Origin of the sequence: Schaalia dentiphila ATCC 17982, from assembly GCF_000154225.1 — a bacterium.
Taxonomy (GTDB): domain Bacteria; phylum Actinomycetota; class Actinomycetes; order Actinomycetales; family Actinomycetaceae; genus Pauljensenia; species Pauljensenia dentiphila.
The window spans coordinates 857,998-883,353 of record NZ_DS264586.1; the positions used below are offsets into that span (position 1 = coordinate 857,998).

The 25,356-nt window shown below is 64.8% G+C and carries 31 protein-coding genes; 18 read left to right on the plus strand and 13 right to left on the minus strand.

Annotation, left to right across the window (positions count from 1 at the left end):
* Nucleotides 1–179 precede the first annotated feature (179 nt).
* The 4 genes from ACTODO_RS03590 to ACTODO_RS03605 all read left to right on the plus strand — a co-directional run bounded on the left by ACTODO_RS03590 (nucleotide 180) and on the right by ACTODO_RS03605 (nucleotide 5,442).
* Entirely contained in the window at nucleotides 180–1,259 is a 1,080-nt protein-coding gene (locus ACTODO_RS03590) for an LLM class flavin-dependent oxidoreductase (RefSeq protein WP_003791516.1), read from the plus strand.
* 196 nt (nucleotides 1,260–1,455) lie between these two features.
* Nucleotides 1,456–2,868: an SLC13 family permease gene (locus tag ACTODO_RS03595; protein WP_003791519.1), complete on the plus strand. Its 1,413-nt coding sequence runs from the start codon at nucleotides 1,456–1,458 to the stop codon at nucleotides 2,866–2,868.
* Nucleotide 2,869: 1 nt separating this feature from the next.
* Nucleotides 2,870–4,975 (plus strand): sensor histidine kinase, encoded by a 2,106-nt coding sequence (locus ACTODO_RS03600; protein WP_003791521.1) that lies wholly within the window; start codon nucleotides 2,870–2,872, stop codon nucleotides 4,973–4,975.
* Nucleotides 4,972–5,442, plus strand: coding sequence for a response regulator (locus tag ACTODO_RS03605; RefSeq protein WP_003791523.1), 471 nt, complete (start codon nucleotides 4,972–4,974; stop codon nucleotides 5,440–5,442). Before ACTODO_RS03600 ends, ACTODO_RS03605 begins: the two co-directional genes overlap by 4 nt.
* A 72-nt stretch (nucleotides 5,443–5,514) precedes the next feature.
* Here ACTODO_RS03605 and ACTODO_RS03610 read toward each other — a convergent pair whose 3' ends face one another.
* The 3 genes from ACTODO_RS03610 to ACTODO_RS03620 all read right to left on the minus strand — a co-directional run bounded on the left by ACTODO_RS03610 (nucleotide 5,515) and on the right by ACTODO_RS03620 (nucleotide 8,190).
* A complete protein-coding gene (locus ACTODO_RS03610) occupies nucleotides 5,515–6,447 on the minus strand; it encodes an Abi family protein (protein ID WP_003791525.1) in 933 nt (310 codons plus the stop codon).
* Between the two features lie 243 nt (nucleotides 6,448–6,690).
* Nucleotides 6,691–7,338, minus strand: a complete 648-nt coding sequence (locus tag ACTODO_RS03615) for a hypothetical protein (protein WP_034511974.1) — start codon at nucleotides 7,336–7,338, stop codon at nucleotides 6,691–6,693.
* A gap of 102 nt (nucleotides 7,339–7,440) precedes the next feature.
* Nucleotides 7,441–8,190 (minus strand): NADPH-dependent oxidoreductase, encoded by a 750-nt coding sequence (locus tag ACTODO_RS03620; protein WP_003791528.1) that lies wholly within the window; start codon nucleotides 8,188–8,190, stop codon nucleotides 7,441–7,443.
* Between the two features lie 23 nt (nucleotides 8,191–8,213).
* Here ACTODO_RS03620 and ACTODO_RS03625 point away from each other — a divergent pair, with 23 nt between their 5' ends.
* Both ACTODO_RS03625 and ACTODO_RS03630 read left to right on the plus strand, forming a co-directional pair.
* Nucleotides 8,214–9,149, plus strand: coding sequence for an alpha/beta fold hydrolase (locus ACTODO_RS03625; RefSeq protein ID WP_034511980.1), 936 nt, complete (start codon nucleotides 8,214–8,216; stop codon nucleotides 9,147–9,149).
* A gap of 59 nt (nucleotides 9,150–9,208) precedes the next feature.
* Nucleotides 9,209–9,628 carry a hypothetical protein gene (locus ACTODO_RS03630; RefSeq protein WP_003791532.1) on the plus strand — a complete coding sequence of 140 codons (420 nt, stop codon included), beginning with the start codon at nucleotides 9,209–9,211 and terminating at the stop codon, nucleotides 9,626–9,628.
* Between the two features lie 82 nt (nucleotides 9,629–9,710).
* Here ACTODO_RS03630 and ACTODO_RS03635 read toward each other — a convergent pair whose 3' ends face one another.
* The 9 genes from ACTODO_RS03635 to ACTODO_RS03675 form a co-directional block, all read right to left on the minus strand.
* Nucleotides 9,711–10,229, minus strand: a complete 519-nt coding sequence (locus tag ACTODO_RS03635) for a GNAT family N-acetyltransferase (protein WP_003791534.1) — start codon at nucleotides 10,227–10,229, stop codon at nucleotides 9,711–9,713.
* Nucleotides 10,229–10,537, minus strand: a complete 309-nt coding sequence (locus ACTODO_RS03640; protein ID WP_003791535.1) for a type II toxin-antitoxin system TacA family antitoxin — start codon at nucleotides 10,535–10,537, stop codon at nucleotides 10,229–10,231. The genes ACTODO_RS03635 and ACTODO_RS03640 overlap by 1 nt, the downstream gene beginning before the upstream one ends.
* 215 nt (nucleotides 10,538–10,752) lie before the next feature.
* Complete coding sequence (locus ACTODO_RS03645; protein ID WP_003791536.1) at nucleotides 10,753–11,532, minus strand: amino acid ABC transporter ATP-binding protein; 780 nt, start codon at nucleotides 11,530–11,532, stop codon at nucleotides 10,753–10,755.
* A complete protein-coding gene (locus ACTODO_RS03650) occupies nucleotides 11,532–12,404 on the minus strand; it encodes an amino acid ABC transporter permease (RefSeq protein ID WP_003791537.1) in 873 nt (290 codons plus the stop codon). Before ACTODO_RS03650 ends, ACTODO_RS03645 begins: the two co-directional genes overlap by 1 nt.
* Nucleotides 12,405–12,416: 12 nt before the next feature.
* The gene (locus ACTODO_RS03655; protein WP_003791539.1) at nucleotides 12,417–13,280 is read right to left on the minus strand and encodes an ABC transporter substrate-binding protein; all 864 of its coding nucleotides are present in this window, start codon (nucleotides 13,278–13,280) and stop codon (nucleotides 12,417–12,419) included.
* Nucleotides 13,281–13,512: 232 nt separating this feature from the next.
* The gene (locus tag ACTODO_RS10855) at nucleotides 13,513–13,665 is read right to left on the minus strand and encodes a hypothetical protein (protein ID WP_003791541.1); all 153 of its coding nucleotides are present in this window, start codon (nucleotides 13,663–13,665) and stop codon (nucleotides 13,513–13,515) included.
* Nucleotides 13,666–13,809: 144 nt separating this feature from the next.
* Entirely contained in the window at nucleotides 13,810–14,259 is a 450-nt protein-coding gene (locus ACTODO_RS03665; protein WP_003791543.1) for a cupin domain-containing protein, read from the minus strand.
* Nucleotides 14,260–14,311: 52 nt separating this feature from the next.
* Nucleotides 14,312–15,604, minus strand: coding sequence for an amidohydrolase family protein (locus ACTODO_RS03670; protein ID WP_003791545.1), 1,293 nt, complete (start codon nucleotides 15,602–15,604; stop codon nucleotides 14,312–14,314).
* A gap of 83 nt (nucleotides 15,605–15,687) precedes the next feature.
* Nucleotides 15,688–17,154, minus strand: a complete 1,467-nt coding sequence (locus ACTODO_RS03675) for an adenosylhomocysteinase (RefSeq protein ID WP_003791547.1) — start codon at nucleotides 17,152–17,154, stop codon at nucleotides 15,688–15,690.
* A 104-nt stretch (nucleotides 17,155–17,258) separates the two neighbouring features.
* Here ACTODO_RS03675 and ACTODO_RS03680 point away from each other — a divergent pair, with 104 nt between their 5' ends.
* Nucleotides 17,259–17,984 (plus strand): ABC transporter ATP-binding protein, encoded by a 726-nt coding sequence (locus tag ACTODO_RS03680; protein ID WP_003791550.1) that lies wholly within the window; start codon nucleotides 17,259–17,261, stop codon nucleotides 17,982–17,984.
* On the plus strand, nucleotides 17,981–19,348 hold the full coding sequence (locus ACTODO_RS03685) for an FtsX-like permease family protein (RefSeq protein ID WP_003791551.1): 1,368 nt from the start codon (nucleotides 17,981–17,983) through the stop codon (nucleotides 19,346–19,348). Before ACTODO_RS03680 ends, ACTODO_RS03685 begins: the two co-directional genes overlap by 4 nt.
* Nucleotides 19,349–19,462: 114 nt before the next feature.
* Here ACTODO_RS03685 and ACTODO_RS03690 read toward each other — a convergent pair whose 3' ends face one another.
* Nucleotides 19,463–19,708: a YtxH domain-containing protein gene (locus ACTODO_RS03690; RefSeq protein ID WP_034512614.1), complete on the minus strand. Its 246-nt coding sequence runs from the start codon at nucleotides 19,706–19,708 to the stop codon at nucleotides 19,463–19,465.
* A gap of 219 nt (nucleotides 19,709–19,927) precedes the next feature.
* Here ACTODO_RS03690 and ACTODO_RS10490 point away from each other — a divergent pair, with 219 nt between their 5' ends.
* The 10 genes from ACTODO_RS10490 (at nucleotide 19,928) to ACTODO_RS03735 (ending at nucleotide 25,349) form a co-directional block, all read left to right on the plus strand.
* A complete protein-coding gene (locus ACTODO_RS10490) occupies nucleotides 19,928–20,119 on the plus strand; it encodes a hypothetical protein (RefSeq protein ID WP_003791555.1) in 192 nt (63 codons plus the stop codon).
* A gap of 132 nt (nucleotides 20,120–20,251) precedes the next feature.
* Complete coding sequence (locus ACTODO_RS03695) at nucleotides 20,252–20,539, plus strand: hypothetical protein (RefSeq protein WP_003791561.1); 288 nt, start codon at nucleotides 20,252–20,254, stop codon at nucleotides 20,537–20,539.
* Between the two features lie 93 nt (nucleotides 20,540–20,632).
* On the plus strand, nucleotides 20,633–21,496 hold the full coding sequence (locus ACTODO_RS03700) for an HAD-IIB family hydrolase (RefSeq protein ID WP_003791563.1): 864 nt from the start codon (nucleotides 20,633–20,635) through the stop codon (nucleotides 21,494–21,496).
* Between the two features lie 186 nt (nucleotides 21,497–21,682).
* Complete coding sequence (locus tag ACTODO_RS03705; RefSeq protein WP_003791565.1) at nucleotides 21,683–21,985, plus strand: hypothetical protein; 303 nt, start codon at nucleotides 21,683–21,685, stop codon at nucleotides 21,983–21,985.
* 28 nt (nucleotides 21,986–22,013) lie between these two features.
* Nucleotides 22,014–22,826, plus strand: a complete 813-nt coding sequence (locus tag ACTODO_RS03710; protein ID WP_244262508.1) for a hypothetical protein — start codon at nucleotides 22,014–22,016, stop codon at nucleotides 22,824–22,826.
* Nucleotides 22,827–23,111: 285 nt separating this feature from the next.
* Nucleotides 23,112–23,321, plus strand: a complete 210-nt coding sequence (locus tag ACTODO_RS03715; RefSeq protein ID WP_003791568.1) for a hypothetical protein — start codon at nucleotides 23,112–23,114, stop codon at nucleotides 23,319–23,321.
* Between the two features lie 52 nt (nucleotides 23,322–23,373).
* Complete coding sequence (locus tag ACTODO_RS03720; protein ID WP_003791570.1) at nucleotides 23,374–23,712, plus strand: hypothetical protein; 339 nt, start codon at nucleotides 23,374–23,376, stop codon at nucleotides 23,710–23,712.
* Nucleotides 23,713–23,847: 135 nt separating this feature from the next.
* Nucleotides 23,848–24,336 carry a hypothetical protein gene (locus ACTODO_RS03725; protein WP_034511988.1) on the plus strand — a complete coding sequence of 163 codons (489 nt, stop codon included), beginning with the start codon at nucleotides 23,848–23,850 and terminating at the stop codon, nucleotides 24,334–24,336.
* Nucleotides 24,337–24,562: 226 nt separating this feature from the next.
* Nucleotides 24,563–24,832 carry an inner-membrane translocator gene (locus ACTODO_RS03730; protein ID WP_244262509.1) on the plus strand — a complete coding sequence of 90 codons (270 nt, stop codon included), beginning with the start codon at nucleotides 24,563–24,565 and terminating at the stop codon, nucleotides 24,830–24,832.
* Between the two features lie 55 nt (nucleotides 24,833–24,887).
* Entirely contained in the window at nucleotides 24,888–25,349 is a 462-nt protein-coding gene (locus tag ACTODO_RS03735; RefSeq protein ID WP_244262510.1) for an iron transporter, read from the plus strand.
* The last annotated feature ends 7 nt before the right edge of the window (nucleotides 25,350–25,356 follow it).

Here is a 25,356-nt window from a genome sequence, read left to right on the forward strand (position 1 = left end):
AGAAGGGGTGTTATGCATACTGATCGGGTGTAGTGCCCGTGTGAACAAGGGTAATCACGGGCCTGTGTGCCGTTTGACGCGCGTAAAGCGAGGGGGCGGCGCCCAGGTGCCCCGCTCCTATCTCGCACCCCACACTCGATATAGTTGAACATTCAACCGATATGGCGTAGGGTGACGTCATGAAATACTTCGGATTCCTGAGCTTCGGCCACTACTCGAACGGTGGCCGCCACGGCATCACTGCCGCCGAGTCCCTTCATCAGGCGATCGACCTGTCCGTCGCCGCAGATGAGCTTGGCGTCAACGGCGCCTTCTTCCGCGTCCACCACTTCGCCGCGCAGGCGGCCGCGCCCATGCCGCTCCTCTCCGCCATCGCCTCGCGCACGAAGGCCATCGAGGTGGGCACGGGTGTCATCGACATGCGCTACGAGAACCCCCTCTACCTCGCCGAGGAGGCTGCCGCCCTGGACCTGATCGCAGACGGCCGCACCGCCCTCGGCGTCTCCCGTGGCGCCCCCGAAATCGCCAACAAGGGATGGGAATCCTTCGGCTACCGCTCCGAAGAGCGAAATGGTGCCGACCTCGCCCGCGCCCACTACGAGCGCTTCCTCGACGCCATCGACGGAAAGCCGATGGCCGAGGCAGCACCCCTGCACGAGCAGTACCCGACGCAGATGAACCCGGGCACGCCCCTGCCGGTCCTCCCGCACTCGCCCGGCCTGCGCTCGCGCATCTGGTACGGCGCGGGATCCAACGTCTCGGCGATTCAGGCGGCCCGCGACGGCGTCAACCTCATGAGCTCGACCCTGGTCTTCGAGCATGGGGATAAGCCCTTCGGAGACATCCAGGCCGAGCAGCTGCGCGCCTACCGTCAGGCGTGGGCGCAGGCTGGCCATGGCTGGACGCCGCGCGTGTCCGTGTCGCGCTCGATCTTCCCGCTCCTGTCCGAGCGCGACCGCGGCCTATATGGCCTGAGCGCCTCGGGAGACCAGGTCGGACACCTCGACTCGAGCATTGCGACCTTCGGGCGCACGTACGCGGCCGACCCCTCGACGCTCATCAAGCAGCTGAGCCAGGATCGCGCCCTCGCGGAGGCCGACACCCTCCTCCTGACGATCCCCAATCAGCTCGGATTCGAGGAAAATTGGTCGATTATCCGCAACTTCGCGGAGTATGTGGCCCCCGCGCTCGGGTGGAAGCCGGCGCGTCCGGGCGTCCTCCCGACGGGCTACGACATCGACGAGGCCGTGGCCGAGTAGGGGGTCCCGTGAGGACCGACTGACGGAGCCGGCGTCAAGCTGGGGTGGGGTATTGGAAAGCCCCACCCCAGTTTTCCTTTTTGTATGCGCTGGCATACACTGGTCGGACACTATCCACGCAAGACGATGAGGTCTTCACATAATGGCTCGACGCTCCAGGGGCGCGGTGTCAATCAATCCGCGCTCCGCTCAGAACATGTCCACGCGACCGGCTGCAATCGCGAAGAAAAAGCAGAGGATCAGCCCGGTCAAGGTATTCGGCGCCGTGGCGGCGCTGGCGTGTATCGTGACCTGCCTGTTCGTGCAGCTACCCGGCCTGGATGTGGCCGGTACGCGCATGTTCGGCATCTTCCTGGCGGCGATTCTGCTGTGGGTGACGGAGGCGGTGCCGCTCGCGGGCACGGCGGTCCTTGTCATTTTCCTGGAGGTCCTGTTCATTTCGGACCACGCTCTGCTGAGCGTGGGCGAGGGCGCCCCGGCATACACGAAGTTCTTTGGTGCGCTGGCTAACCCGGTTATCATCCTGTTCCTGGGCGGCTTCATGGTGGCCGACGGCGCTGCCAAGTACAAGCTTGACCGCGCCCTGTCGGCGGTCCTCCTCAAGCCCTTCATGGGCAAGCCGCGCCTGACCGTCATGGGCGTCATGCTGATCACCGCGATCATGAGTATGTTCATGTCGAACACGGCGACCACGGCGACGATGTTCGCCGTCATGATGCCCGTCATCATGGCCCTGCCCGAGGGCAAGGCGCGCACCGGCATCGCCCTGTCGATCCCGGTCGCCGCGAACGTTGGCGGCATGGGCACGCCGGTCGGCACGCCCCCGAACGCGATCGCTCTGGGCGCGCTGGAAAACGCGGGCGTGAAGGTGACCTTCCTGCAGTGGATGCTTGCGGCCGTCCCGCTCATGCTGGTGCTCCTGGCCCTGTCGTGGGCTTTCATCGCGTGGCGTTACATCCCCACCGACGCCACGTTCGACATCGACACGTCGGCACGCTTCGAGAAGTCGCGCAGCGCGATCATCTTCTACTCGGTGGCGGGTCTGACGATCCTCCTGTGGATGACGGAGTCCCTGCACCATATTTCCGCCAACGTCGTTGGCTTCCTGCCGGTCGTGGTTCTCCTGATGACGAAGGTGATGAGTGGGGATGACCTGCGCGCCCTGGACTGGCCGGTCCTGTGGCTGGTCGCCGGCGGTATCGCGCTGGGTTCGGGTGTGGCCGCCACCGGCCTCGACAAGTGGATGCTTGGCTCGATCCAGTGGGCCTCGATCCCCGGTATTCTTCTGATCTTCGTGCTGGCCCTCGTGGGCTGGGTGACCTCGAACGTTATTTCGCACTCCGCGTCCGCGAACCTTCTGATCCCCATGGGTATGGGCCTGGCGGCGACGGTCTCCGCGAGCGCCGCCGAAATCGCCATCGTCATCGCCCTGGGCTGCTCGCTTGGCATGTGCCTGCCGATCTCGACCCCGCCGAACGCGATCGCGTACTCGACAGGTACGACCCCGACCCGCGAGATGGCGATCGTTGGCATCGTGGTGGGTGTCGTGGGCATCATCCTCCTGGCGTTCATCGCGCCGCTGACCTGGGGATTCATCGGGGTGATGTGACGTGTTCGGGGACGAGGCCACGGTCGGGTCGGGGGCGGCGCGCCCCCGGCCGGGGCTGGCCCACGGGTGGACGCAGGGGCCCGCAGCGGAGGACGCCTCGGTGCTGGCCCGCACGGACGTGCGCAGCGGCGGGCACCGAGCCGGCTACCCGATTCACATGCTGGTCGTGGGCAACGACTCGCGCTCGATCGCCGCGCCCGTCACGAGGGATCTGGCGTACGCCTTCCCGGGCCTGTGCCTGGACCGTATCGACGGGATTGAGGACCTGGCCGGCTACGAGGCCAGCCTGAATGTCGGCGACCACGTGCTCATGGGCCTGGTGACCTCCGAGGTTGACGACATTGACGCGCTCATTGACCGTGCGAGGACCTTCCCGGCGCTGCAGTGCATGCAGTGGGTGGTGGTGACGGATAAGTCCGAGCATCGCGACCTGGCTCGGTGCATGCAGTCCTGCGCGCTCGCCTCGGTCTTGAAGTCTCCGTGGACGGTGCCGCTGCTGGCGGGTCAGGCGTATTCGACGATGGTGCGCTACCTGCAGGGGTGCGGCTATTCGGATAGGCAGATCCGCTCGCTCATCGCTGATCCGCCGCCTTTTGCCGTGCAGGGCCCGCTCTTGGAGGGTCTGGACCGCGACGAGCACGAGGTCGTGATGGAGCTCCTTGCAGGCGTCGAGCGAGTGCTCGGCCAGAGGCCTCGGCTGATTGTCCCCGAGGGGACGCAGCTGGTGACCCAGGGTGAGCCGGTGGGTGCCGTCTACCTGGTCCTTGATGGCCAAGTGTCCCTGCACAGGGATTCGCCGCAGGGCGAGGTCCTGGCGCACCTGGCCTCGTCGGGACCTCTCATCGGCCTCGTGTCGCTGGCCCGCGCCGAGGACGCGTTCTTCACGGGCGAGACGGCGACCGAGGTGACGCTCGTGCGCTTGACGACCGAGCAGCTCCAGATCGTCATTTCCGAGGACCCGTCGATCGGCGCGACGCTGACCGCGCTCGCGATCCGCTCGCTGACGCGTCGCCTCATGCGCGCCGAGGACCTCCACCTGGAGAATGCGATGCTTGCCGAGGACCTTGAGGCCCAGAAGGAGGCCCTCGCTGCCACGCTCGAGGACCTGCGCGCTACCCGCGCCGAGCTGGTTGAACGCGCGCGCTTCGCAATGCTCGGCGAGCTGAGCGCCGGCATCGCCCATGAGCTTAACAACCCGGTGACCGCCCTCGTGCGCGCCGCCAAGCACCTGCACGAGGACGTCGACGCGGCGCTCGCGGCCCCGGCCCCGGCCTCGTCGAGGGAAGCGATGGCCCGGGCGCTGACCGCACCCCCGCGCTCTACGTCGGTTGAGCGCGCCCTCATGAAGGAGCTGCTGCCCGTCGTCGGTGACCGCACGCTCGCCCGGCGCCTCGTGCGCGCGGGGATTCAGGGGGCGGACGGCGCTCGTGCGCTCGCGCAGATTCCGGGAGGCATCGACGCGTACGAGGCCGGGGCGCGCCTGGGCGGGTCCCTGCGCTCGGTGCTCGCCGCGGGTGACCGCGTCATCGAGCTGACTCAGTCCCTCAAGGGATATGCGCGCCCGGACGCTGAGGACCTCAAGCCCGTGGACGTGCGTGAAGGCATCGACGATGTTCTGCGGCTCACCGCTCACAGGGTCCGAGGCATCCGCATCGACTGTGACTATGAGGATGTGCCGGCCGTGCGCGCGCACCCCGCGAAGCTGCAGCAGGTGTGGACGAACCTCATCGTCAACGCCGCCGAGGCCATCGAAGATGAGACAGCCGATCTGGTTGCGGCCGCCGAGGCATCGGGCGGCGTGCCCGAGCTGCCTGCCCGCGGCGAGGCCGAGGCCCTCATCCGCATCACCGTGCGTCCCACGCCCGAAGGCGTGAGCATCAACATCCAGGACAACGGTCCGGGCATCGACCCGGGAATCGTCGACAAGATCATGGAGCCGCACTTCACCACCAAGGCGGGGCGCGTCCGATTCGGGCTGGGCATGGGCATGTCCATCGTCCGATCCATTATCGCCGATCATGGGGGCACCCTCACGATCGACTCTCACCCGGGATCCACGATCATGCGGATCTCGTTGCCCGCCCAATCACACGAGGAGGAATCATGACCCTGACAATCCTGTCCCTTGAGGACGAAGCGGACGTGCGCGACGCGCTCGAGCGTGATCTTGAACAGTTCTGGGACAAGATCCGGCTCGAAGTCGCCGAGGACGTTGACGACGCCTGGACCGTCATTGACGAGATCGTCGACGACGGGGACGAGTTGGCGCTGGTCCTGTCCGACCATCGCCTGCCCGGAAAGTCGGGCGTTGACTTCCTCGTGGAGCTCATGAAGGATGAGCGTTTCGCCGCGACCCGCACGGTGCTGGTCACCGGCCAGGCGGACCAGTCCGACACGATCCGCGCCGTGAACCAGGCGGGCCTGGATTACTACATCGGCAAGCCGTGGAATCCCGAGGAGCTGCAAACGGTCGTGCGCGACCAGCTCACGGAGTACGTGCTTGAGTCCGGCGTGAACCCCCTGCCCTACGTGAGCGTGCTCGACGGCGTGCGCGTCATGGAGGCAATCCGCTAAACCCCACAGTGAAGGGCCGCCGCACAACCAACAACGGTTGCGCGGCGGCCCTTCGTGTCAGCAGTGGGGGCCTCAAGTTGTCGGCTCGCACGACCACAAAGGGAGCGACTGCCAGTTATCGGGCGTGCCCGTCGCTCGCAGGGGGACGATGTCGGTAGCGGGAAAGGTAGCGAGAACCGCGGGGAGGGCGGTCCCGTCTCCTAGGCCCATCGTGCGGATGAGGTACTGGATGAGAGTGAGCTGGTCGAAGCACTTGTTTCTCTTCGGAGACAATTGTGTGATGCCCAGGGTTTCGGCGTCTTTCGGTAGCTTTACCTGGTGGAGTGTTCGATTGAATAAGCGCCCCTGGTGTGCGCAAATGTTTCGCAGAATTCTAAGGTTTTCGAGCCAGGAATTGACCTGTGATCGAGTCAAGTGGAGTGAAGTTGCGATAGTGTCTTGGCAATGAAAAGGTGCCATCTTGAATAGCAGAGCGAGCTTTCCCCACTCGAGGATGTGCACTGCTACCCATACGGGTAGTTTTCCATTGTATTCGTCTCGGTAGTGGCGAATGAAATCTTCTTGCGATCGTTTGCGGCTTTTCTCGTAGGAATATATCCATTTCCTATATTTCTTGGTTTCGTGCTTGTTTTCCTTATCGAAACCTGATGGGCCTAGCCGCGAAGACGCAAGGTGGAGATGGGGATGCTCCTCTCCGAGCGTGTAGCCGATGAGTGCTCGTAATCCCACTTCGATCCGTGAGAGTTCTTGAAAAGTTGTCGCACGGAGTCGCTCATCGAATTTGTAGAGCGCTAAGACCTGTTCTAGCTTCGTGTTGGGAGAAAAAATATCAGAGCGCGTCTGTGTTATGTCATCGTATTGACGAAAGGGATAATAGTAACCAGAAAGCCTGTAGTAGCTGATCGTCTCGAGTGTTTGCTTCGCTGTTTTACTATCGTCAATAGTCATGCCCCGTGATCGAAGTAGGTCGATCTGTTGATCAATACTCAAAAATGGCTTTTCCATTGTTATGCGCCCTTGCATAGAAGAAAACCGGCCCTGGACCTTGCGGCGGAACCGGTGTTGATGACGCAAGTATATCTCTGTCCTGTCAACATGTCAACTAGATGCACGTGTGGTGCATCATGGCACGGCCTTACATGCTGTCGTTGACTCACTTGCTTCGGGTTGCCGGTGACAAGAAGACAGTCCCTGGACCCTTCGGCGAGGAAAGGGCGGTCTTGGCCGGCCACGTGATTCGTGTCAGTTTTACGCCTGCTGGCCCGGGTCGTTGCACATCGTGATGCCCTCGAATCCGGCGGCGCCCAGCACCTGGAAAATCTCGTCGAGGAGGACCATCGGCTCGGCCGTTCCCGCGGCGAACTCGGGGTGACGGATCTCGATGGCGGCCATCCCGCGCGGATCCGTCACCGGCTCGGTGTCGAACTTCTCCGACAGCAAGCGGTTCGCCTCCTCCAGGTCGGTGGGGGAACCGAACGCCCAGGTCACGGCCTTGTTGCCTGCGCCCGTGAGGGTACGCTGAATGTACATGCGCGTCATGAGGATGTGGCGTCCGTGACGGGGGAACACGTCGCCCACGCGGGTGAACAGCGCGATGTCCGCCAAGTCCCCGCCCAGCGACGAATCCACGAGGGCGTATGCGTAGGCGCCGATACCGCGCAAGGTGAGGGCGTCCGCGAGGAGGCCCATGACCTCGTCCCCGAAGGGTTCGGACTGGAAGTACACGCCCTCGCCGACCTCCGGCGCGTCAGGGCCGAGGAGCGTGATATCGAAGCCCGCGTCAGCCAGCGCGTCCCGCACGAGCGCAACGTTGTGCTCCGGGAAGGGGTGCAGCGCGGCCGCGTTCGCGGCGATGCGCTCAATAAACACATAGGTGGAAAAACCAAGCTCAGCCATGCGCTCATTGTAAGCGCGCGACAAGCACGGCATGCGACGAGGCCGTGGAACCCCGGGCGGTTGAACGCTTGGGGAGGCCACGGCCTCGTCAATGACGGAGAATCAGCGCAGGCACAGGCCCTGTTCGTTGAGGATCTCCATGATGGGGGAGACGTGCGCGCCGCCCACGCCGATGTTGGTGGCAACCAGGTGGGTGAAGGACTCGAGGCGCGAACCCGAGCGCAGGTCGTAGTACTCGGTGACCTCGCGGTCGTAGTCGGTGAGCGTCTCGGAGTAGGACTCGACGCGCGGGTACGTGTTCTTCGCGGTGACGACCGACAGGGGCATGCGCGGCTTCTGGCCCGGATCCTGGTCCGGGTGGCCGACTAGCAGGCCGACAATCGGGAAGGTCAGCTCCGGCAGTTCCAGCGCCTTCACGGTCGCGCGCGGATCGGCGAGGATTGAGCCGAGGTAGACGGTGCCTAGGCCTATCGACTCGGCGGCCACGACCACGTTCTGCGCGGCCAGGAGCGCGTCCTCGACGGCGGTGAGGAACAGGTTGATCGAGCCCAGAGCCTCCGAGGAAACACCCTGTTCGGCGCGGATGCGGCTGTTGCGGTACAGATCGGCGACGAAGATGAACAGGTCGCCCTTCGTGCCGCCCACGTAGGGCTGGCCGGAGGCGGTGCTGATCGTCTCGCGCACCTGTGGGTCAGTGATGTGCAGGATCGTGCACGCCTGGAGGAAGGAAGAGGTTGCGGTATGGCGCGCCACGTCCATCAGCGTGGTGACGTCTTCCTCGGTGAGGGGCTGGTCCTTGTAGGCGCGGATCGTGCGGTGGGCGAGCTGGCTCGCAATCGTTTCGTTTGTCATGCGTTCATTCTACGATTGGGAGTGTGAAACGAATTGAGCCCTTTGGACCTTTTGCGTTGGCACCAAACGTCACCCCCGTCGCTGTTCCCTCCCCGGCAGGTGAGCTCAGTGGCCTGCTGACCGGCCCGAGCGCCCCGGTCCTCGTCGACGGCACACCTGCGATCTCTGCCGTCTCGGCCCCGGGTGGCACGGGGGAGAGCCGCGCGCTCCTCGTCCCCGGCTACACGGGATCCAAAGAGGACTACTCGACCGTCCTGCCGTTCCTCGGGGAGGCTGGCTGGGATGTCCTGGCCTACTCGCAGCGAGGCCAGGGCGGGTCCGCCGCGCCTTCGGGCCTGGGCGCGTACGGGATGAGCGACTTTGTCGGTGACCTTATCGCCGTCGCCGAGGCCTGGGCCGGGACTACGGGTCGCGTGCACCTCGTGGGCCACTCCTTCGGTGGCATCGTCGCGCGCGCGGCCGTCGTCAAGCGCCCCGACCTCTTTGCCTCCGTGACCCTGTTCTGTTCGGGTCGGGCCGTGTACGACTGGATGAACACCCTGCCGATCCTTGACCCCCTGCCCACGGGCCCCGGCGCGCGCCAGCAGGTGCTGCGCACCTACTTCCCGGACATGAAGTTCGACGAACTCGGCGTCGGATGGGCGGAGTTTCAACGTATCCGAGCGCTGGACACGGCCTCGGAAAACCTGGTGGGCATCGCCCGCATCCTCTCCCAGCTGCGCCCCGACACCCCGGCGCTCGCGGCCACGGGCGTGCCCGTGCACGTGCTGTACGGGGACCAGGACGAGATCTGGCCGCCCTCGTGGTACGCCGAGGAGGCCGCAGACCTGGGGGCTCGCGAGAGCATCATCCGAGGGGGCACGCATAGCCCGCAGCTGCAGTTCCCGCAGCAGTGGGCGGAGTTTGCCAGCGCGTACTGGACGGACGTGGAATCGGGGGCGCTGGTCTGGTCCATGTGACGCGAGATGCTGTGACATCGTCCCAAAACGGGCCTTGTGATGCGTATCTGTGCGGATGGATGCTTAGTATTGTGTTTATGAACAAGCGTTCCATCCTCACTGCAGTGCTGGCCCTCGGCCTGGGCGTGACCGCCCTGACCGGCTGCGCCACCGATTCCGATTCCGCTCACTCCTACGTGACCCCGAAGGACGTCAAGACGGTCGAGCGTCCCATCGCTCAGATCGACGACAGCGGCATCAAGGTCCCCGAGAAGCGCGACCTGAAGATCAAGCTGGCCGACTCCGACAAGGCCGCCAAGTGGAAGATCGAGGTCTCTGACCCCACGGCCCTCGAGGTCGGCAAGTCCGAGAAGAACGTCGTCACCCTGCACCCGCTGCGTGCGCTGGGCGAGGACGACGACCCGGTGACCGTGAGCCTGACCGATCCGGACGGCATCACCACCGACTTCAAGGTGACCATCACCGAGGGCGCCAACTGATTCCAAACTCACAACGCTTCGGGCCCAGGATCTGCGGATCCTGGGCCCTGTGCGTTGTGTTGCGGCCGTTCGGTGCTGGATGCTACAGAGTATCGATAAACTCCCGCAGGCCGCGCAGTGGCAACACCAGGTGGTTCTCCGCTCCCGGGCAGGGAACAAAGTTCGAGGACTGGCTGAGGTAGAACTCGCGCGCCTGGTCGTTGGCGCAGTGGACCAGGAGGGCAGCGAATCCCACCTCATTGCTGAGCTTGTGGGCTCGCAAGAGTGCGTCTTTGAGCAGGGCTGCGCCGATGCCTCGTCCCTGCGCGCGCTGATCGACGGCGAGGCGCGCAAGGATGAGAACAGGGCATGGGTCCGGGCGTCGTCCCGGTTTGAGAGCCTCTGGGAGGTCGCTCCGTGATACAGCCCCCATGGCCAGGGCATAGAAGCCCAGTGTCTCTGGTTCCTGCGTTGTGACGAAGACGCGCGCGTTTCGGGCTCGGTGGTTCTGCCACGCAAATCGGTGGAACCAGTCGTCGATCTCGGCGTTGCCCGACTGGAATCGTCCTCGTTCATCCTCGTGTTTAAGGAGACGAGGCTCTTGCAGGGCTGATACGTACATCACTGATCAGAAGTGCGCGGAGCAGTCAGATTGATGTGCGTACCGAAGGGCGAGGGGCGCTCGAAAAGCTTGCGCAGCTTGGGGTCGTCCGTCGGCGGGGTCTGCAGGATCTCTTCGAAGCGGGCGTATTGTTCGTCGTTCATGAAGAAGATGCGCTGGTCGGCGAGACGTCGCTGCGCTTCCAGTGTTGCAGTGGAGAGAACGAAATCACTGATGCTACGGGCGTCCTGTTCGGCCGCTCGACGAATGAGCGCATCCTGTTCTTTGGTGAGGCGCAGGTCCAGGCGCTCTGTCTTTGTGGTACTCATTGGAGTCTCTCTTTCTTCTGTACGGCGTTTATCCGTACGTCCGCCTAACGTAGCATAGATCTATGCAAAGAACCACTTCTGTTAGCGCCCTTCAAAGTGTTCTGTCCCATACATGTGAGAGGGTTATATGGTGTCAAGGCGTTGCACGTTAGCGCGCTAGCTAGTACTTTGGTCGCGCAGAGATGAGGCCAGCTCGCAGTCGCCCTGCCCGGTCGTTAGTGCAGAATGCGCGCCAGGAAGTCCCTGGTGGCCTGCTCGCGCGGGTTATCGATGACCTGCTCGGGCGGGCCCTGCTCGACGATCTGTCCGTTTCGCAGGAACACGACGCGGTCTGCCGCCTGGCGGGCGAAGCTGATCTCGTGCGTCGCCATGAGGATGGTCGATCCCTGCTCCTTGATCTCGCGCACGAGGTCCAGGACCTCGCCGACGAGCACCGGGTCCAGCGCAGCCGTGATCTCATCCAGCAGGAGCAGCTCCGGGTTTGTGGCGAGGGCGCGTGCGATGGCGACGCGCTGCTGCTGGCCACCCGACAGGCGATCCGGATACTCCTTCGCCTTGTCCTTCAAGCCGATGCGGTCCAACAGCTCCATGCCGCGCTCGTGTGCGCGTTCCTTCTCCCAGCCGTGTACCTTGCGGGCGGCCAGGGTCACGTTGTCCAGCACAGACATGTGCGGGAACAGGTTGTAGTGCTGGAACACGACGCCAATGCGCGCGCGGATCTGATCCGCGTTCGCGCGCGGGTCCGTGATGTCCTCGCCGGCCAAGAAGATCTGGCCGTCGTCCACCCGCTCGAGCAGGTTCGCGCAGCGCAGCAGCGTCGACTTACCCGAGCCAGACGCGCCCAGGAGGACCACGACCTCGTGCGCTGCGACGTCCAGGTCCAGGCCGCGCAGGACGATGTTGTCTCCGAAGCACTTGACGACGCCGACGGCGCGCAGGACCGGGGTGGTGTTGTCCGAGGTGGGGGAGGCCTCGTAATTCGTGGGGACCGACATCAGACGGTGCCTCCCATCTGCTCGCGCTTACGCAGTCGGGCCGTGTACCAGTCCGACAGGCGAATGAAGGGGAACGACAAGATGATGAACAGCAGGCCGGCGACGACGTAGGACGTCATGTTGTAGGTCTTAGCCTGGACCATCTGTGCCGAACGGATCGCGTCGACCGCACCCAGGACCGAGATCAGGCCGACGTCCTTCTGCATGGAAATGAAGTCGTTCATCAGGGCGGGGGTCACCTTGCGGATCGCCTGCGGAACGATGATCATGCGCAGCGTCTGCCCGTGAGACAGGCCCAGCGAGCGCGCTGCGTAACGCTGGGAGGGGTGCACGGAGTCCAGGCCCGCGCGCAGCACCTCGGCGACGTACGAGGAGTACGTGAGGATCAGCGCGACCGTGCCCAGGAACGCGGTCGGGATACGCGTCGTCGGGTTGAGCGCCGGGATACCGAAGCCGATCAGGTAGAGGACGACCAGGAAGGGGACGCCTCGGAAAATGTCCGTGTACGCGGCCGCCAGGAAGCGGATCGGGAAGAACACGGGACCGGCCAGCGTGCGCGCGGCCGCCAGCAGGGTTGCGAAGACGGCGACGCCCAGCACCGAGATCAGCAGGATCCGGATGTTGAGCCACAGGCCGGCCAGGACCTGGGGGAAGGCTTCGATGAAGTACTTGCCGTTGAAGAAGGTGTTGCGGGTGGCCTCCCACCCGTCGGAGTGGACGACCACGGCGATGAGGACTCCCGCGACCACGATCGTGGAAGCCAGGGAGATGAGAATCGACCGGACCGTCTGCTTGCGCCGATAAGCGCGGCGGCCACGCTCCACCGCCGAAACGGTGAGCGTGGCCGCCGCGTTACTTGAGTAGTCACTCATGAGTGTGGGGCCTCACTTGAGGGTGGGCACGTTCTGTGCCTCGTTCAGCCACTTTTCCTGCAGTTCGGCAAGCTTGCCGGACTCGGCCAGGCGGTCGACCGCGGCGGAGACCGTGGGGGTGAGCTTGGAGCCCTTGGGCAGGACGATGCCGTATTCCTCGCCGCCCGTCGTGTCGTCGAACTGGCCGATGATGACGCCGTCATCGATCTGCGCGGAGACCATGTAGAACGCGGTTGGCAGGTCGACGACGATCGCGTCCACGCGGCCCGTCTGCAGGGCCAGGACCGTGTCGTCGGAGGAGTTGAACATCTGCAGCTTCTGGCTGAGGCCGGACTCCAGGTGATCGGAGGCGAACTGCTGCGATGTCGTGCCGGCCTGGACGCCGATCAGGACGTCCTTGAGGTCAGCGATGGACTTCGCGTCGGCGGCCGGGGTGCCGGCCTTGGTGATGATCGCCGATGTGGTCGTGTAGTACGGGGATGTGAAGTCGACGGCGTTCTTACGCTCGTCGGTGATGGAGAACTGCTGGATGTTCAGGTCCCAGTCCTTGGCGCCGGGGGTGATCGACGCGTCGAAGGTGGCGCGCACCCACTGGACGTTGTCGGCGGTGTAGCCGAGTTCCTCGGCCAGGGCGTAGATGACGGCGGACTCGTAGCCTTCGCCCGAGGCTGGGTCGTTGTCCAGGATCCACGGCGAGTAGGCGGGATCGGAGGTGGCGACGGTGAGCTTACCTTCCGTCACGGTCGGCAGCGCGCCGGGGCCGTAGGTCTGCTCGGCGTCGGCGGAAGAAGAGGAGCTCGTGCCGCCCGTGCAGGCGGCCAGGCCGAGGGCCGCGATGGCGGCGACGGCAGTGAGGGAACGGACAGAGCGGCGCATGGGGCCTCCCGGTGACGTGGGGGATTCCGCCTTGTGGGCGGGTCTGACTCGATGAGCGTATAGGCGCGCCGCACAATGCGCTGGCGTCGTTTCGCTGCACGAAACAATGGAACGAGGCATGGGCTGGGGAAATGTTGGAATCGTTGGGGTTTCGTGGGGTTGGGGGATGGGACACAGTGGTGTGTGGGCATGCGAAAGGGCCGGGCCACGCCGGCCCGGCCCTCCCGTCAGATCACTTCTGGAGCTTGTCCTTCAGATCGGAGACGACCTCGGTCGCCTTGTCCTTGGCAGCCTCGACGGCCTTCTCGACGTTTTCTTCGCCGAAGGTTTCCTTGGCCTTCTCGAGACCCTCTTCAGCCTGCTTCTTCAGATCTTCCAGACCCATGTTTCCTCCTTGGAACGAGCCGCTCGTATTGGTCGAGCGGATGGTCTCACCCTATGCTCGAACCGTGGTGCTCGCGCGTTCAAGGCGTTCCGCGGCGCGTTCGTTCCCTGTGCGTTCAAGGCGTGGGACAGTGTGCCGTCGGGCTTAGGCCCCCTCGGCGAGCTTCCAGTCGTCGAAGGTGAACTCGGGGGAGACGACGCAGGTGGCCAGCGCGTAGTCGCTGCGGGCGAAGGTGCGCTGCCAGGTGCCGGCGGGCACGAGGATCTGCACGGGGTTGCTCGCATCGGAGGCCTGCGTTCCGGCCGGAGAACCCAACGTCACGATGCGCGGGTCGGCCTCGGGGGCGTCCCTGCTGCCTCCCAGGTGCACCTCGAGGGCGCCGGGCCCCGACCAGATCCACAGTTCGTCGGAGTGAACGAGGTGCCAGCGGGCCTCCTCGTCGCGGTCGAGGAGGAAGATGATTGCGGAGGCGCTGTGACGGCTCCCGCGCGGCGTGTCCACCTGCGCGGGCGCGGTCCACGTGCGGCGGTAGTGGCCGCCCTCGGGGTGGGGCGCGAGGCCCATGGCATCAATCAGCGGGGACACGTCGGTCATGCGAAGCTCCAAACGAAGGGAAAGGGAGGCGAGCGAAAGGGAAACGACAGGGTTAGCGCGAGGCCGAGTAGCGCACGCGCCCGGACACGACGGTCTCGACGACGCGACCGGCACCGTGGCGGGCAACGGTATCGATGGTCTCCACGATCGAGGTGACGGGCACGTCGATGACGCACATGTCGGCGACCGCGCCCGACTGGAGCTGACCGAGGCGATCAGGTCCGGTCGCCAGGCCCATCGCGGTGGCACCGCCCAGGGTTGCGGCCTGCAGGAGGCGGCGCGCCAGGTCCTGATCCTCGTAGCCCTGCGCTTGCGCCAGGTCGAAGAGGAGGGCGACGTCCTCGAGCAGGTCGAGGGACGGGGAGGAGGACAGGGAGTCCGTGCCCACCGCGATCATGTTGCCCTCGGTGAGGTAGGCGCCGACGGGCGGCGCGTCCAAGCCGATCACCCGGTTCGAGCGCGGGCACAGCGCCACGGCCGTCTGGCGGGCGCGCAGTCGCCGGCGGTCGTCGGCCCGCATGTACACGCCGTGGGCGACGTGGCAGTCGGGTCCGAGGACGCCCAGCTGGTCGACGAACTGCGTCGACGAGAAGCCACCCCCGCGCGAGCGCATCGCCGTGAATGACGAGGAGTGCTCGCTCTTCCACAGGTCCGCCAGGGCGGTCGTGCGCGTTTCGGACCATTCGGCCTCGGAGTGGGACTCGCCCAGGTGGATGTGGATGCGCATGCCGCGACGCCTGGCCATGTCCGGCAGATCCAGCAGCGGCTCGGCGTCAAGGGAGTAGGGGGCGTGCGGGGAGATGCCCACGGCCGGAGGGGTCGGCATGGCGTCGAGGGATGCGGAGACCTCGCGTTCTCCTCGGGCTCGCCACTCCTCGTTCGACCAGCTCATGACCTCCCAGTAGGTGACGCCGTGCAGTCCGGCGTCGTGCAGGGCCGAGGCCGCGGCCGCGTCCGTCACCACGTCGGCGGCGGCGGTTGTGCCGCTTTCCAGGAGCAGCCGGGCGCCGGCGGCCGCGTCGCCTCCCCAGTCCAGGCCGCCCGCGTCGTAGACCTCGTCGAAGGCACGCGCCCAATCGTCGAAACCGCGGTACTGCCCCGCGCCCACGGACGCCATGCCCGTGTACTGCAGGTGCGTGTGCGCATTGACGAGGCCGGGGAGCAGCACGCCGTCAAAGTGGCGTTCGGTGAAAGAAAGGCCGCGCTGCGTGAGCGTTTCGACGACCCAGTCGCGCGCGCCCACGTGCTCGATGCGCCCGTCGCGCACGGCAACAGCGCCGTCGAGGATCGAGGGGGCGGTGATCGGGATGACCATGCCGGCGGACCAGACGACCACGTCGCTCATGGGGGACCTTTCAGTGGGGGACGCTGACTAACAGTGTAGAAGCGGGGCGGGCGCACCGGCCCGCCGGTGGACGTGAGCTGCGACTATGACAGGGACAGGGCGCCGAGCGCTGCTGCGGCCACCGCGTCGTCGGCCTCGCGCGGCAGGTCATGCAGACCGGGGGCCAGCTCGCCTTCGTGGGTGAGGAGCTCGCGCAGGGACGCCAGCTGCACGCCGAAGCTCATGTCCATAATTTCGATGGGGTTTCCTTCGCCCGCCGTGTAGTTGATGCCCTCCCCGCGCTCGAGGATGCGTAGCGTCTTGCCGGAGGGGCTGGTCAGGGTCTGCACGTGGGGATCGCCCGACTCGGCCATGACCCAGGAGGCGGCTACGGCCTCGTCGATGGATACTTCCCCGTCGACGCCGCCGGCGACCGTGACGATCGCGCCCTCGGGCGCCGCCTCCAGTGCGCTTAGCGGGATCGTCGCCCGCTCGCCCGTCGCGGAGATCAGCATGCCGGCGCTCGCAGCGGCCTCCTGCAGCGAGGCCACGGCGAACCCGTCCATCGACGCCTGCAGGGCACGCACGGGGTCCAGCTCCACGACGGTCACGCGCGCCCCGAGCGCCGCGCCGAAGCGCGCGCAGCCGCGCCCCACGTCGCCGTAGCCGATGACGACGACGCTCATCCCCGCCACGGGCGCACCGACGCCGCGCGGGTCGATCAGGTCGAGGATCGTCGTCCAGCACGACTGGCCCGTCCCGTAGGCGTTGTCGAACAGGGTCTTCGAACGCGCATCGTTCGAGGCTAGGACCGGAATGCGCAGATCGAAAGAACGCAGGGGGCGCAGCCCCGAGGTGGTCTCCTCCGCAGCACCGACCAGCGCGTCCAGGACACCCGGGCAGCGCTGGGTATCGTGCGCCAGGCGGATCAGGTGGGAGCCGTCATCCAGCAGGAATTCGCTGCGCTGGGCCAAAAACTCGCGTGCGAGCTCCCACTCGCGCTCGCGGGAGGCGCGCGAGTCCGCGAAGACGGGGATGCCGGCGTCGCGCAGGCGGGCAGCGACGTCCTCGCGAGTCTCGGATGCCCAGCCGAAGACGCTCACGCGCGCCCCGGCCTCGGAGAGCATGAGAGCCAGGGCCGCCGTTTTCGGCTCCAGGACGAGGGAGAGCCCCACGCTTCGGCCCGCCACCAGGGGAGCCAGGGCGTGTGTCGCCGCCTCGGTGACGGGCATGTGGGCGCGCGCCCACTCGATGCGTCCCTCGTCGCCGGGGCCCGTGATGGTGCGCCCGTCGGGGGCAATGACGGCGCGGAACGTGCCTCCGGGCGCCAGGACCGTGATCGCTCCGGGCGTGGGGGCCGCGTCCTCCTCGAGCGCGAACACGACCGGGGGCGAGGCTGGGGTTCCCTCGGGCTCGGCAATCGGGTGCACGTGGGCGCCGAACGAGCGCAGCAGGGCGGCCAGCGTCGGGTCGTCCGTCGCGAAGGAACGCCCTGCGATGAGCATGTTCGTGGCCCGCGCATAGGCGCGTAGCAGCAGCTGGGCGGCGAGGGGATCCAGGGCGCGGTTCATGCGTCAAACGTAGCAACTGCGGCGTCAATGTCGGGGATGAGCCAGGGGGAGACCAGGGCAGACCCTCATAGAATCGCGCGGGGCTGTGGGCCTATCGTTCAAACATGACACACGACACGGCGGGTCTGGTGACCCGAGCACTGACGAAGACATACATGCGCGGGCACACGCCCGTCCACGCCCTGGCGGGCGTCGACCTTACCCTCCCGCAGGGCACGCAGGTGGCGATCATGGGCCCCTCGGGCTCCGGTAAGACGACGCTCCTGCACTGCCTGGCGGGCGTGCTGCGCCCCAGCTCCGGGTCGATCACCCTGGACGGTGAAGAGATGACGACCATGTCGGAGCGGATTCTCTCCAACCTGCGTCTGCGCCGCTTCGGCTTCGTATTCCAGGATGGCCAGCTCCTGCCCGAGCTGCCCACGGAAGAGAACATCGCGATGCCCCTCATGCTGGCGGGCACGCCCAAATCGCAGGCTATTTCCCGGGCGCGCGAGATCCTGGCGAACCTCGGGCTCGACGGCGCCGGCCCCTACCGCCCCGGCCAGCTGTCGGGAGGACAGGCCCAGCGCGTCGCGATCGGCCGTGCGCTCGCCACCGATCCCTCGGTGATCTTCGCGGATGAGCCCACGGGGGCCCTCGACCAGGCCACCGGCGGCGAGGTCATGTCCCTGCTGACGAGTGCCTGTGCCTCCACCGGGGCATCCCTTGTCCTCGTCACCCACGATCCCGCTGTTGCCGCGCGCCTGCCGCACACGATCCACGTGCGCGATGGCCGCATCTCCCTCGAGGCACGAGGCAGTGGAACCCCCAACCAGGGGGTGGCCCGATGAGCGCGGTACGCGCCGCCGCGGGGGCGCTCCTGCGGTCGCGTGACCGGGCGACGTCCGTCCTCACGGTCGCGGCTTTTGCCCTGCCGCACGCGTTCCTGCTTGCGGTCACGGGTGGTGTCATGGCCTTTGGGGCGAGGGCTGCGGTCGCTGCTGCGTCCGCCACGGCCGACGACCCCTCGAGCCTCGATGGGATGGCCTCGTTCTACGTGATGCTTGCGTACTTCGCGGCCACCCTGCTTATCGTCCCCATCATTTCGATGGGGGCAGCGGCCGCGCGCCTGGGCATGAGTCGGCGCGAGCGCGACCTCGCTGTCCTGCGCCTCGTCGGCCTCGCACCGGGCAAGACGAAGCTCGCCTGCATCCTCGAAACCTGTGTGTTTGCGGTTGTTGGTGTCGTCGTCGGCTCGATCCTGTACGCCGTGACGCTGCCCGTGTGGGGTGCGCTGTCCTTCCAGGGCCGCCCGATGGGGGCCGGCGAGATGTGGGTGGGGGTTGTGGCCCTCCTCGTTGAGGGACTTGCCATGATCGTCCTGGCCGCCCTGTCCTCGTGGCTGGCCATGCGCAAGGTCGCGATTACGCCCCTGGGTGTCGCGCGCCGTACGCAGGCGGTCCGCGTGAGCGTGGTCGGCCCCGTCCTTGGCCTGGTTCTCCTCGTGGTGTGGCTGAGCGTCGGCACCCTCGCGATGAACCTGGGAACTGCTATCGGCATGGCCGTGTTCTTGGGCTTCATGGGTGCGATCTTCCTCATCGTCAACCTGGTGGGCGTCTGGTCGATCAGCCTCATGGGGCGCATCATGGCTCGGGCCTCGCGCAGTCCTCAGATGATGGTGGCCGGGCGTCGTATGGCCGACGACCCGCGCGCCGTGTGGCGCTCCTTCGGGGCGGTGGCCCTCGTCGGGTTCCTTGTGGGCATCATGTATCCCGCGAGTGATGCGATCTCGATGAGCGGGGATAGAACCGACGAGATCGCGCTCATCGTCGTCGGCGACATCAACAGAGGCATGTTGCTCACCTTCGCTATCACCCTCGCGCTGGGCGCTGTGTCGACCGCGGTCAACCAGTCAATCCGCGTCCTCGACTCCGCCGACCAGGTGCGTGCCCTGTCCTACATGGGGTCGCCGCGCGGCTTCATGGACCGCAGCCGTCGCCTCGAGGTCGCGATCCCCGCGTTCGTCATGATCGTTGGCTCGATGCTGCTCGGCATGGTGTTCATGTCGCCGATGCTCGCGGCGGGCGCCGGAAAGGGTGTCCTCATTGCGTTCGCCTCGGCGATTGTGGGCGTCATGCTCATCGTCGTTGCCTCCGAGGCGACCGTTCCGCTGCGCCGCCGCATCCTGTCGAGCGTGCGCGAGGGACGGGAGTAGAGCGCTCGTCGCCAGTCGTGTGGTCCGAGCTACGGGGGAATGTAAAACCGTCGGGCGCGCGAGTGCATGGAGAAGGGGGGGCGAACCTCTTGGTTCGCCCCCCCTTCTGGTAGCTCACTTCTCGAGCTTGTCCTTGATGTCCTCTGCCTTGTCCTTGGCGTCCTCGGCGATCTCCTCTGCCTTGTCCTTGGCGTCCTCGGCGGCCTCTTCGACCTTGTCCTTGGCGTCTTCTGCCTTGTCCTTGGCGTCGCCAGCGAGCTCGGCGAGCTTGTCCTTGGCTTCTTCAGCCTTCTCCTTGGCCGCGTCAACGACCTTCTCGAAGCCTTCTTCAGCCTTCTTGGCCAGATCTTCCAGGCTCATGATTCTCTCCTCAACGTAGGGTCGTTCGATGTTTTGAGCGAACATGGCCAGCCTAACACATAGTGTGACGGGCGGCTCATTTTGCAAGGGGGTGCAAGTCGTTTGCTGGTTCGCGGCTCCGATCAAATTGTTTGGAACTAAAAAATCAAATGTATGTGATGCACGCCTCATGGGTGCTAGGATTGCGCCATTCACACCGCAATAGTCGATGGAGACATCGTGTACCGCTCGCCTTCCCAGTACTCGCAGGCAGAGGGGGTCGGTGGGGCCGCGCGAGGAGCGCAGGTCACCAGGCCAGCCGCGCGTCGCCGGCGCCCCGCGCCGCCCTCGTATCCGCCTGCCGTGCGCCCGAGCGTGCGTGCGCGAGCCGACCTCGACGAGGAGATCTTCTCCCTATCCGCCTCGACCTGATGCTCACTGTCCATGGGCGCGCGGCGCTCTACGAGGCTTGGGGCCTTCGTGGCTGCCGTGCTGCTTGCCGCGGTCGTTACCCTATGGTGATGGTAGTCATCACCCCAGCGTCGGGCAGTGAAAGGATCAGGCATGAATGAGAGTAAGAGCGGAGCGTCCCCTTCGACGAAGAAGAGTGGAAACTACAAGATTCCGCTCATTCTTGGTGCTATTGGGCTTTTGCTGATGATCAGCCCGTTCTTCTATTCGGCGTATGTCGATGCAACCGTCGGTCGGGGTGGTCCCGATGATGTTTCGGCGGGTTGGGCCTTCGTGTGGGCTTTCTATCGCTTCACTCCGGCCGGCGTCATTGTTCTCGTTATCGCCCTGTTCATGGCGTTCGCGGAGAAGATATCCAACATACCGAGCAGCGACAACTAAGGTTCGTCGCCTGGCTGAGCCTGGCAGCGTGAGGTCGCCCCATCCTCGTCCCCGGTGCGAGCACCCGTGCCTCCCGTCGGGCACAATGGACCCATGATGACCCCCACTGACCCTGCGCGTTACGCGGGCGCCGACCTGCGCCTGGCCGCCGTCGACATGGATGGCACCCTCCTGGACGACGATAAGAACTTCCCGCCCGGCATGGACGAGCTGCTCGACCAGATGGACGCGCGCGGCGTCACCTTCGCGCCCGCGTCCGGGCGACAGGTGTGGACACTCATCGACATGTTCCCCGGGCGCCCCGGCATGACCGTCATCGGGGAGAACGGTGGGATCGTCATGCGCGACGGTGTCGAGGTCTCCTCCCACCCGGTGGACACCCCCACGGTGCGCGAGGTCATCCGCCTCGTCCGTGAGGCCACCTCGGGGCCGGATGGGATCGACGGCGGCCTGGTCATGTGCGGCAAGCAATTCGCCTACGTCGAGCGCACCGCCGACCGCTTCGTCGACGGTGTTCTGCCCTACTACCACCGCACCAAGCGTGTGGATGATCAGATCGCCATCATCGACGCCATCGAGGCCGGCGAGATCGACGACGCGATCGTCAAGCTCGCTGTCTTCGTCCTCGGCCCGGTTGAGGCGCTCGCGGAGGCCACCCTGGCCAACTTTGCCGATACTCACCAGTACGCGATTTCCGGCGCGAACTGGGCGGACCTGCAGGTTCGAGGCGTCGATAAGGGCAGTGCCGTGCGCGACCTGCAGCGTTTCCTCGGCGTTGATCGTTCCCAGACCGCCGTCTTCGGCGACGCCGGGAACGACCTGTCCATGATCAGCGAGGGGGACCTGTCCTTCGCGATGGCCAACGCCTCGCAAGACGTCGTCGAGGCCGCGCGCTTCATTGCTCCCTCCAACAACGAGGCCGGGGTTGTACAGGTGCTGCGCACTCTCCTCGGGTGAGCGCGTCGCGTGACACACAGGAGTAGTGAGATGAGTACGCCTCACCCTCAGCAGCCTGAGCAACAGTCTTCGGGACCATACGCGCCTGCGCACTCCGCGTCCGAGGGCTACCTGGTGGCTCCGCAGGGATTCGCTCCGGGTCCTGTTCCCGTGACTCAGGGACCCGTGACTCAGGAGTTGAATTGAGTGTCGATCATCTTGGGTGTTGTCGGGTGGGCCCTCATCGGCCTGACGGTACTGGCCATGTGGCTTTCTATCCGAGCCAGCGCATCCGATCCCGACCCGAGTGGCAAGGAAGCGATCGGATTCTTGTCGCTCTTTGCGCTGATGTTTATTGGCCCGGTGAACCTCGCCGGTGGTGTTATCGGGATTGTTGGGGCAGTGGGGAAGCCGAAGACGCAGAAGCTCAACTGGCTGGGAATCCTCCTGAACGCGAGCCCATACGTCGTCTTCACCGCCTTCATGATCATTCTGATGTTGTTCATGTAGGTCACTGAAGCGTCGGATGGAGATAGTGATGAATGACCACACCGGTCCCGCACCTGTGCCCAACAAGCGAGTGTTGCGAACGATGTGCAGGTTGTCCTTGGCCTGCGCACTCGTGGGACTTGCCGTGATCATCGGGGGTTTCATCGTCCTGTTGACCTCGGTTTTTGATGAGATGAGCGCCGGCGCTAACCTCGTCGTTCCCGGCGACTCTGGGGTGATGAGAGACGACGCGTTTATCCGTTCTGTCCTGCCCGTAGCCAGTGCGGCGGGGATCATTCACCTGGCGGGTGTCATCGCCGGGTTCGTGGGGCGAAAGCACGCCGAGGATCGCGCGGAGCTCGGGCACTGTGCGCTTGGAGTGGGTGTGAATGCATTCTTCCTTGGCTGCGCCGGTATCATCCCTGCCGCGGGTATCGTGAGTAATCCGGGTGATCTTGTTCCCCTCCTCGTTCTGTGTGGTGCTGCGGTCCTGTCCATGTGTGTTTCCCTGTTTGAGCGCTTCTTCAGCAGTGCGGGTGCGACATCGGTGGGGCTGGGGGTCGCAGGCTTGCTGACAATGGGTCAAGCGTTGCTCATCGGTCTGTTTGCGGTCCTTAAGGATTTCGCTACGACATCGGAGGATCCGTTCTTGCCTGGCCTCACTGTCATCATTGTTTGCCTCTACGCGGGCGTCCCGGTGGGCATCGCCCAGCTGACGGGCTTGATCAAGGGAATAGGGGCGCGTCGGAACGCCGATAGCGCGGCCGAGCGGGTGCTCGCTACGTGGGGAATAGTCCTGAATGTGCCCCTGTGCTGTTGCGTTCTGTTCCTTCCCCTGGTGGTTTTTACCTCAATCTCGTAGAGCGCTCATCCCAGCTCATTCCTCCTCGCGTTAACACCCTTTCTCCATTAATTTCAATTCTTGAAATACGTTTCGGAGTGAGGGGGTTCATGGAAGCTCCCGACAGCACGCGTGAGAACGGTGCGCCCGCCCACGAGCCGCCGGGTGTCAATCGTTTGTCCCTGATGTGCGGCATCTCCACATGGGTGATCGTTGCGATCACCTTTTTCGCCCTCTACCTCATCTATGACAGGCATCCTGTCGTTTATGAACGTCGATCACTCCTGGGATCTCATCTAGTACTTTGTGATTGCGGTGATCGGCGGCTTCGTCGCGACATGCATCGGTTTTTCTGGTGTCGTCGTCGGCCTGTCAGGGGTCACCCAACGCGGGGCTTCCAAAAAACAGAGGTATGCCAGCTTCTGGGGAGTCCTCCTGTGTCTGAGCCTGCTCGCCGCCATCGCCCTCTTCATCTACCTGGTGGACGCGGGGGTCATCGACTGGATCAAAGGGTAGTTATCAGGTCGCAGGTGAAGATGCACATATGCATGCTTGAAAGGACAGATGAATGAGCGACTCCAACGACATTCCCGCGCCGAGCACCCCTTCGGTGCCCACCGTTGCCGATGACGGTACGCGCGCGGCAGCGTCCGCCGGCAGCGCGTCCGTTGCCTCGCGGCCCGTGCGCACGCGAAGCACGTGGACCCTCTCCATGGCGTGCGGCGTCGGCGGCTGGCTTTTAATCGCTGGTACGATCGTCTTGGGCGTTTACAACAGCCTCACGGCCGCGAACGAACATGACGCTGTGCTGCGAGAATACGGTTTCGGCTATGCCATCGTCCTCATGCTTCTCCTGGTCTTCGTCATCAACGTCATCGGTGCCTGGGCGTGGTTGGTAGTCTCGTGACGTGAGGAGGCCTCGAGCCTCGTCGGCCTCGTCATCGAGGGCCTGTTACCGCCATGGGAGGTTCCGACTCCCTCTCGTTTAGGATTGTCGTGGTCGCCCGAATGGGCGCGACGGTCAACCTATGAAGGATCAACGATGACGATGCCCAATCCTGTCGGTTCGGGGATGCCCGACTACTCCGGCAGCGTGCCGGGTAATCTGGGCACGGTGCCTGCCTACCCCGGTACCGTGCCAGGAAACCCCTACGCCGACATGCAGCCGGCGCCGGAATTTGCTGCTCCGCCCTGCAAAGCCCTCGGCATAACCTCCATATGCCTTGGTGTTGTTGGGATCGTCCTCTGCGTTGGCGGGCTGTTCTTTGGAGCCTATATCTCGTTCGACGCGGATGACTCCTTTGAGAGGGCTATGGCTCCGCTCGCCTTCATATTTGGCGCCGTAATAATCTACATCCCGGGCGCGATCATGAACATCGTTGGTCTCATCCTTGGCGCGACTGGGCGCAAGCGGGTGCAGGATCCGCGTGGCTGGAAGGTCTACAAGGTCGGGATTTGGATGAATGTCCTCCCGATGATCCTGTTCCTGGCTGCTGTTGTGCTCACCATCCTCTTTGCGATGGCGTACTAATCCATCCGGAATGCCGCTGTTTGATAGCCGCCAACGATTGGAGAAATTTACTGTGACAGCCCCATATTCGAATGGTCCTGGCCCACATGTGTTTCCGGGGCAGGATCCCCAGCAGCTCGCCGTGCCGGGACGCAGCCGAGGAAAGGCCCTCGGTGCGGCGTGCCGCGGATTCGGGATCACCGGACTTGTTGTCTTCGCATTGGTTATCTTCGGGACGCTGGTGTACGTGTTGATTCCCAGGGGTGAGCACGGGCTGGACCTGGCTCCGATTGCCTTCATCTTCATGGCCGGATTCTTCTCTATCCCCGTCGTCGTGGTGAACATTATCGGTCTGGTCCTCGGCATCATTGCGCTCCAAAAGACGAAGAATCCCACCGAACGCGGCTACGTCGCCCGCGGCCTGCTCATGAACGCTGCACCGCTCACGGTTGTCGGCCTCGTCGTTCTTCTGATCCTCTTGATCTACGGGTTCTTCTACCTCATCTCGCTGTTCTAATATCGTCTAATCCGACGACCTCTGCTCCTACACCATCGACCCCCAAGGAACTCCTGTGACAACACCGAATCCCCAGGTCCCCGACCCAAACGCTGTGGCGCGGTACAACCCCCAGCAGGTTCCGGCTCCCCCTCAGGTGGAGTATGCGCCGGTGGAAGCCATGCAACCCGACATGCAGCAGAGTTGGGGGCAGATGCCCGTGGCGGCCGAGATGCAAGCAGGCTTCCCGCAGCCGGGGCCTGGGGTCTACGGACCTACGGTGCCTGCTCGCCGTCGCACGTCATACAAGCTAGCGGTCATTTTGCTCGCAGTTGGCTTGTTACTTGCGGTTTCGCCCTTCCTTGCCGAGGGGCTCATTGGGCTCATTCCCGGCAATCATGGCGATGGTGGAGACGGCTTGTTATGGCTCGCAGTCATCATGTTGTTCTACCTCACGCCGCTCGGCATCATCCTTATCCTGGTCTCTGGAATCGTGGCAATCGTGGTTGCTCTGATGAACTCATCCTCAAAGAGCTGATCCCGAG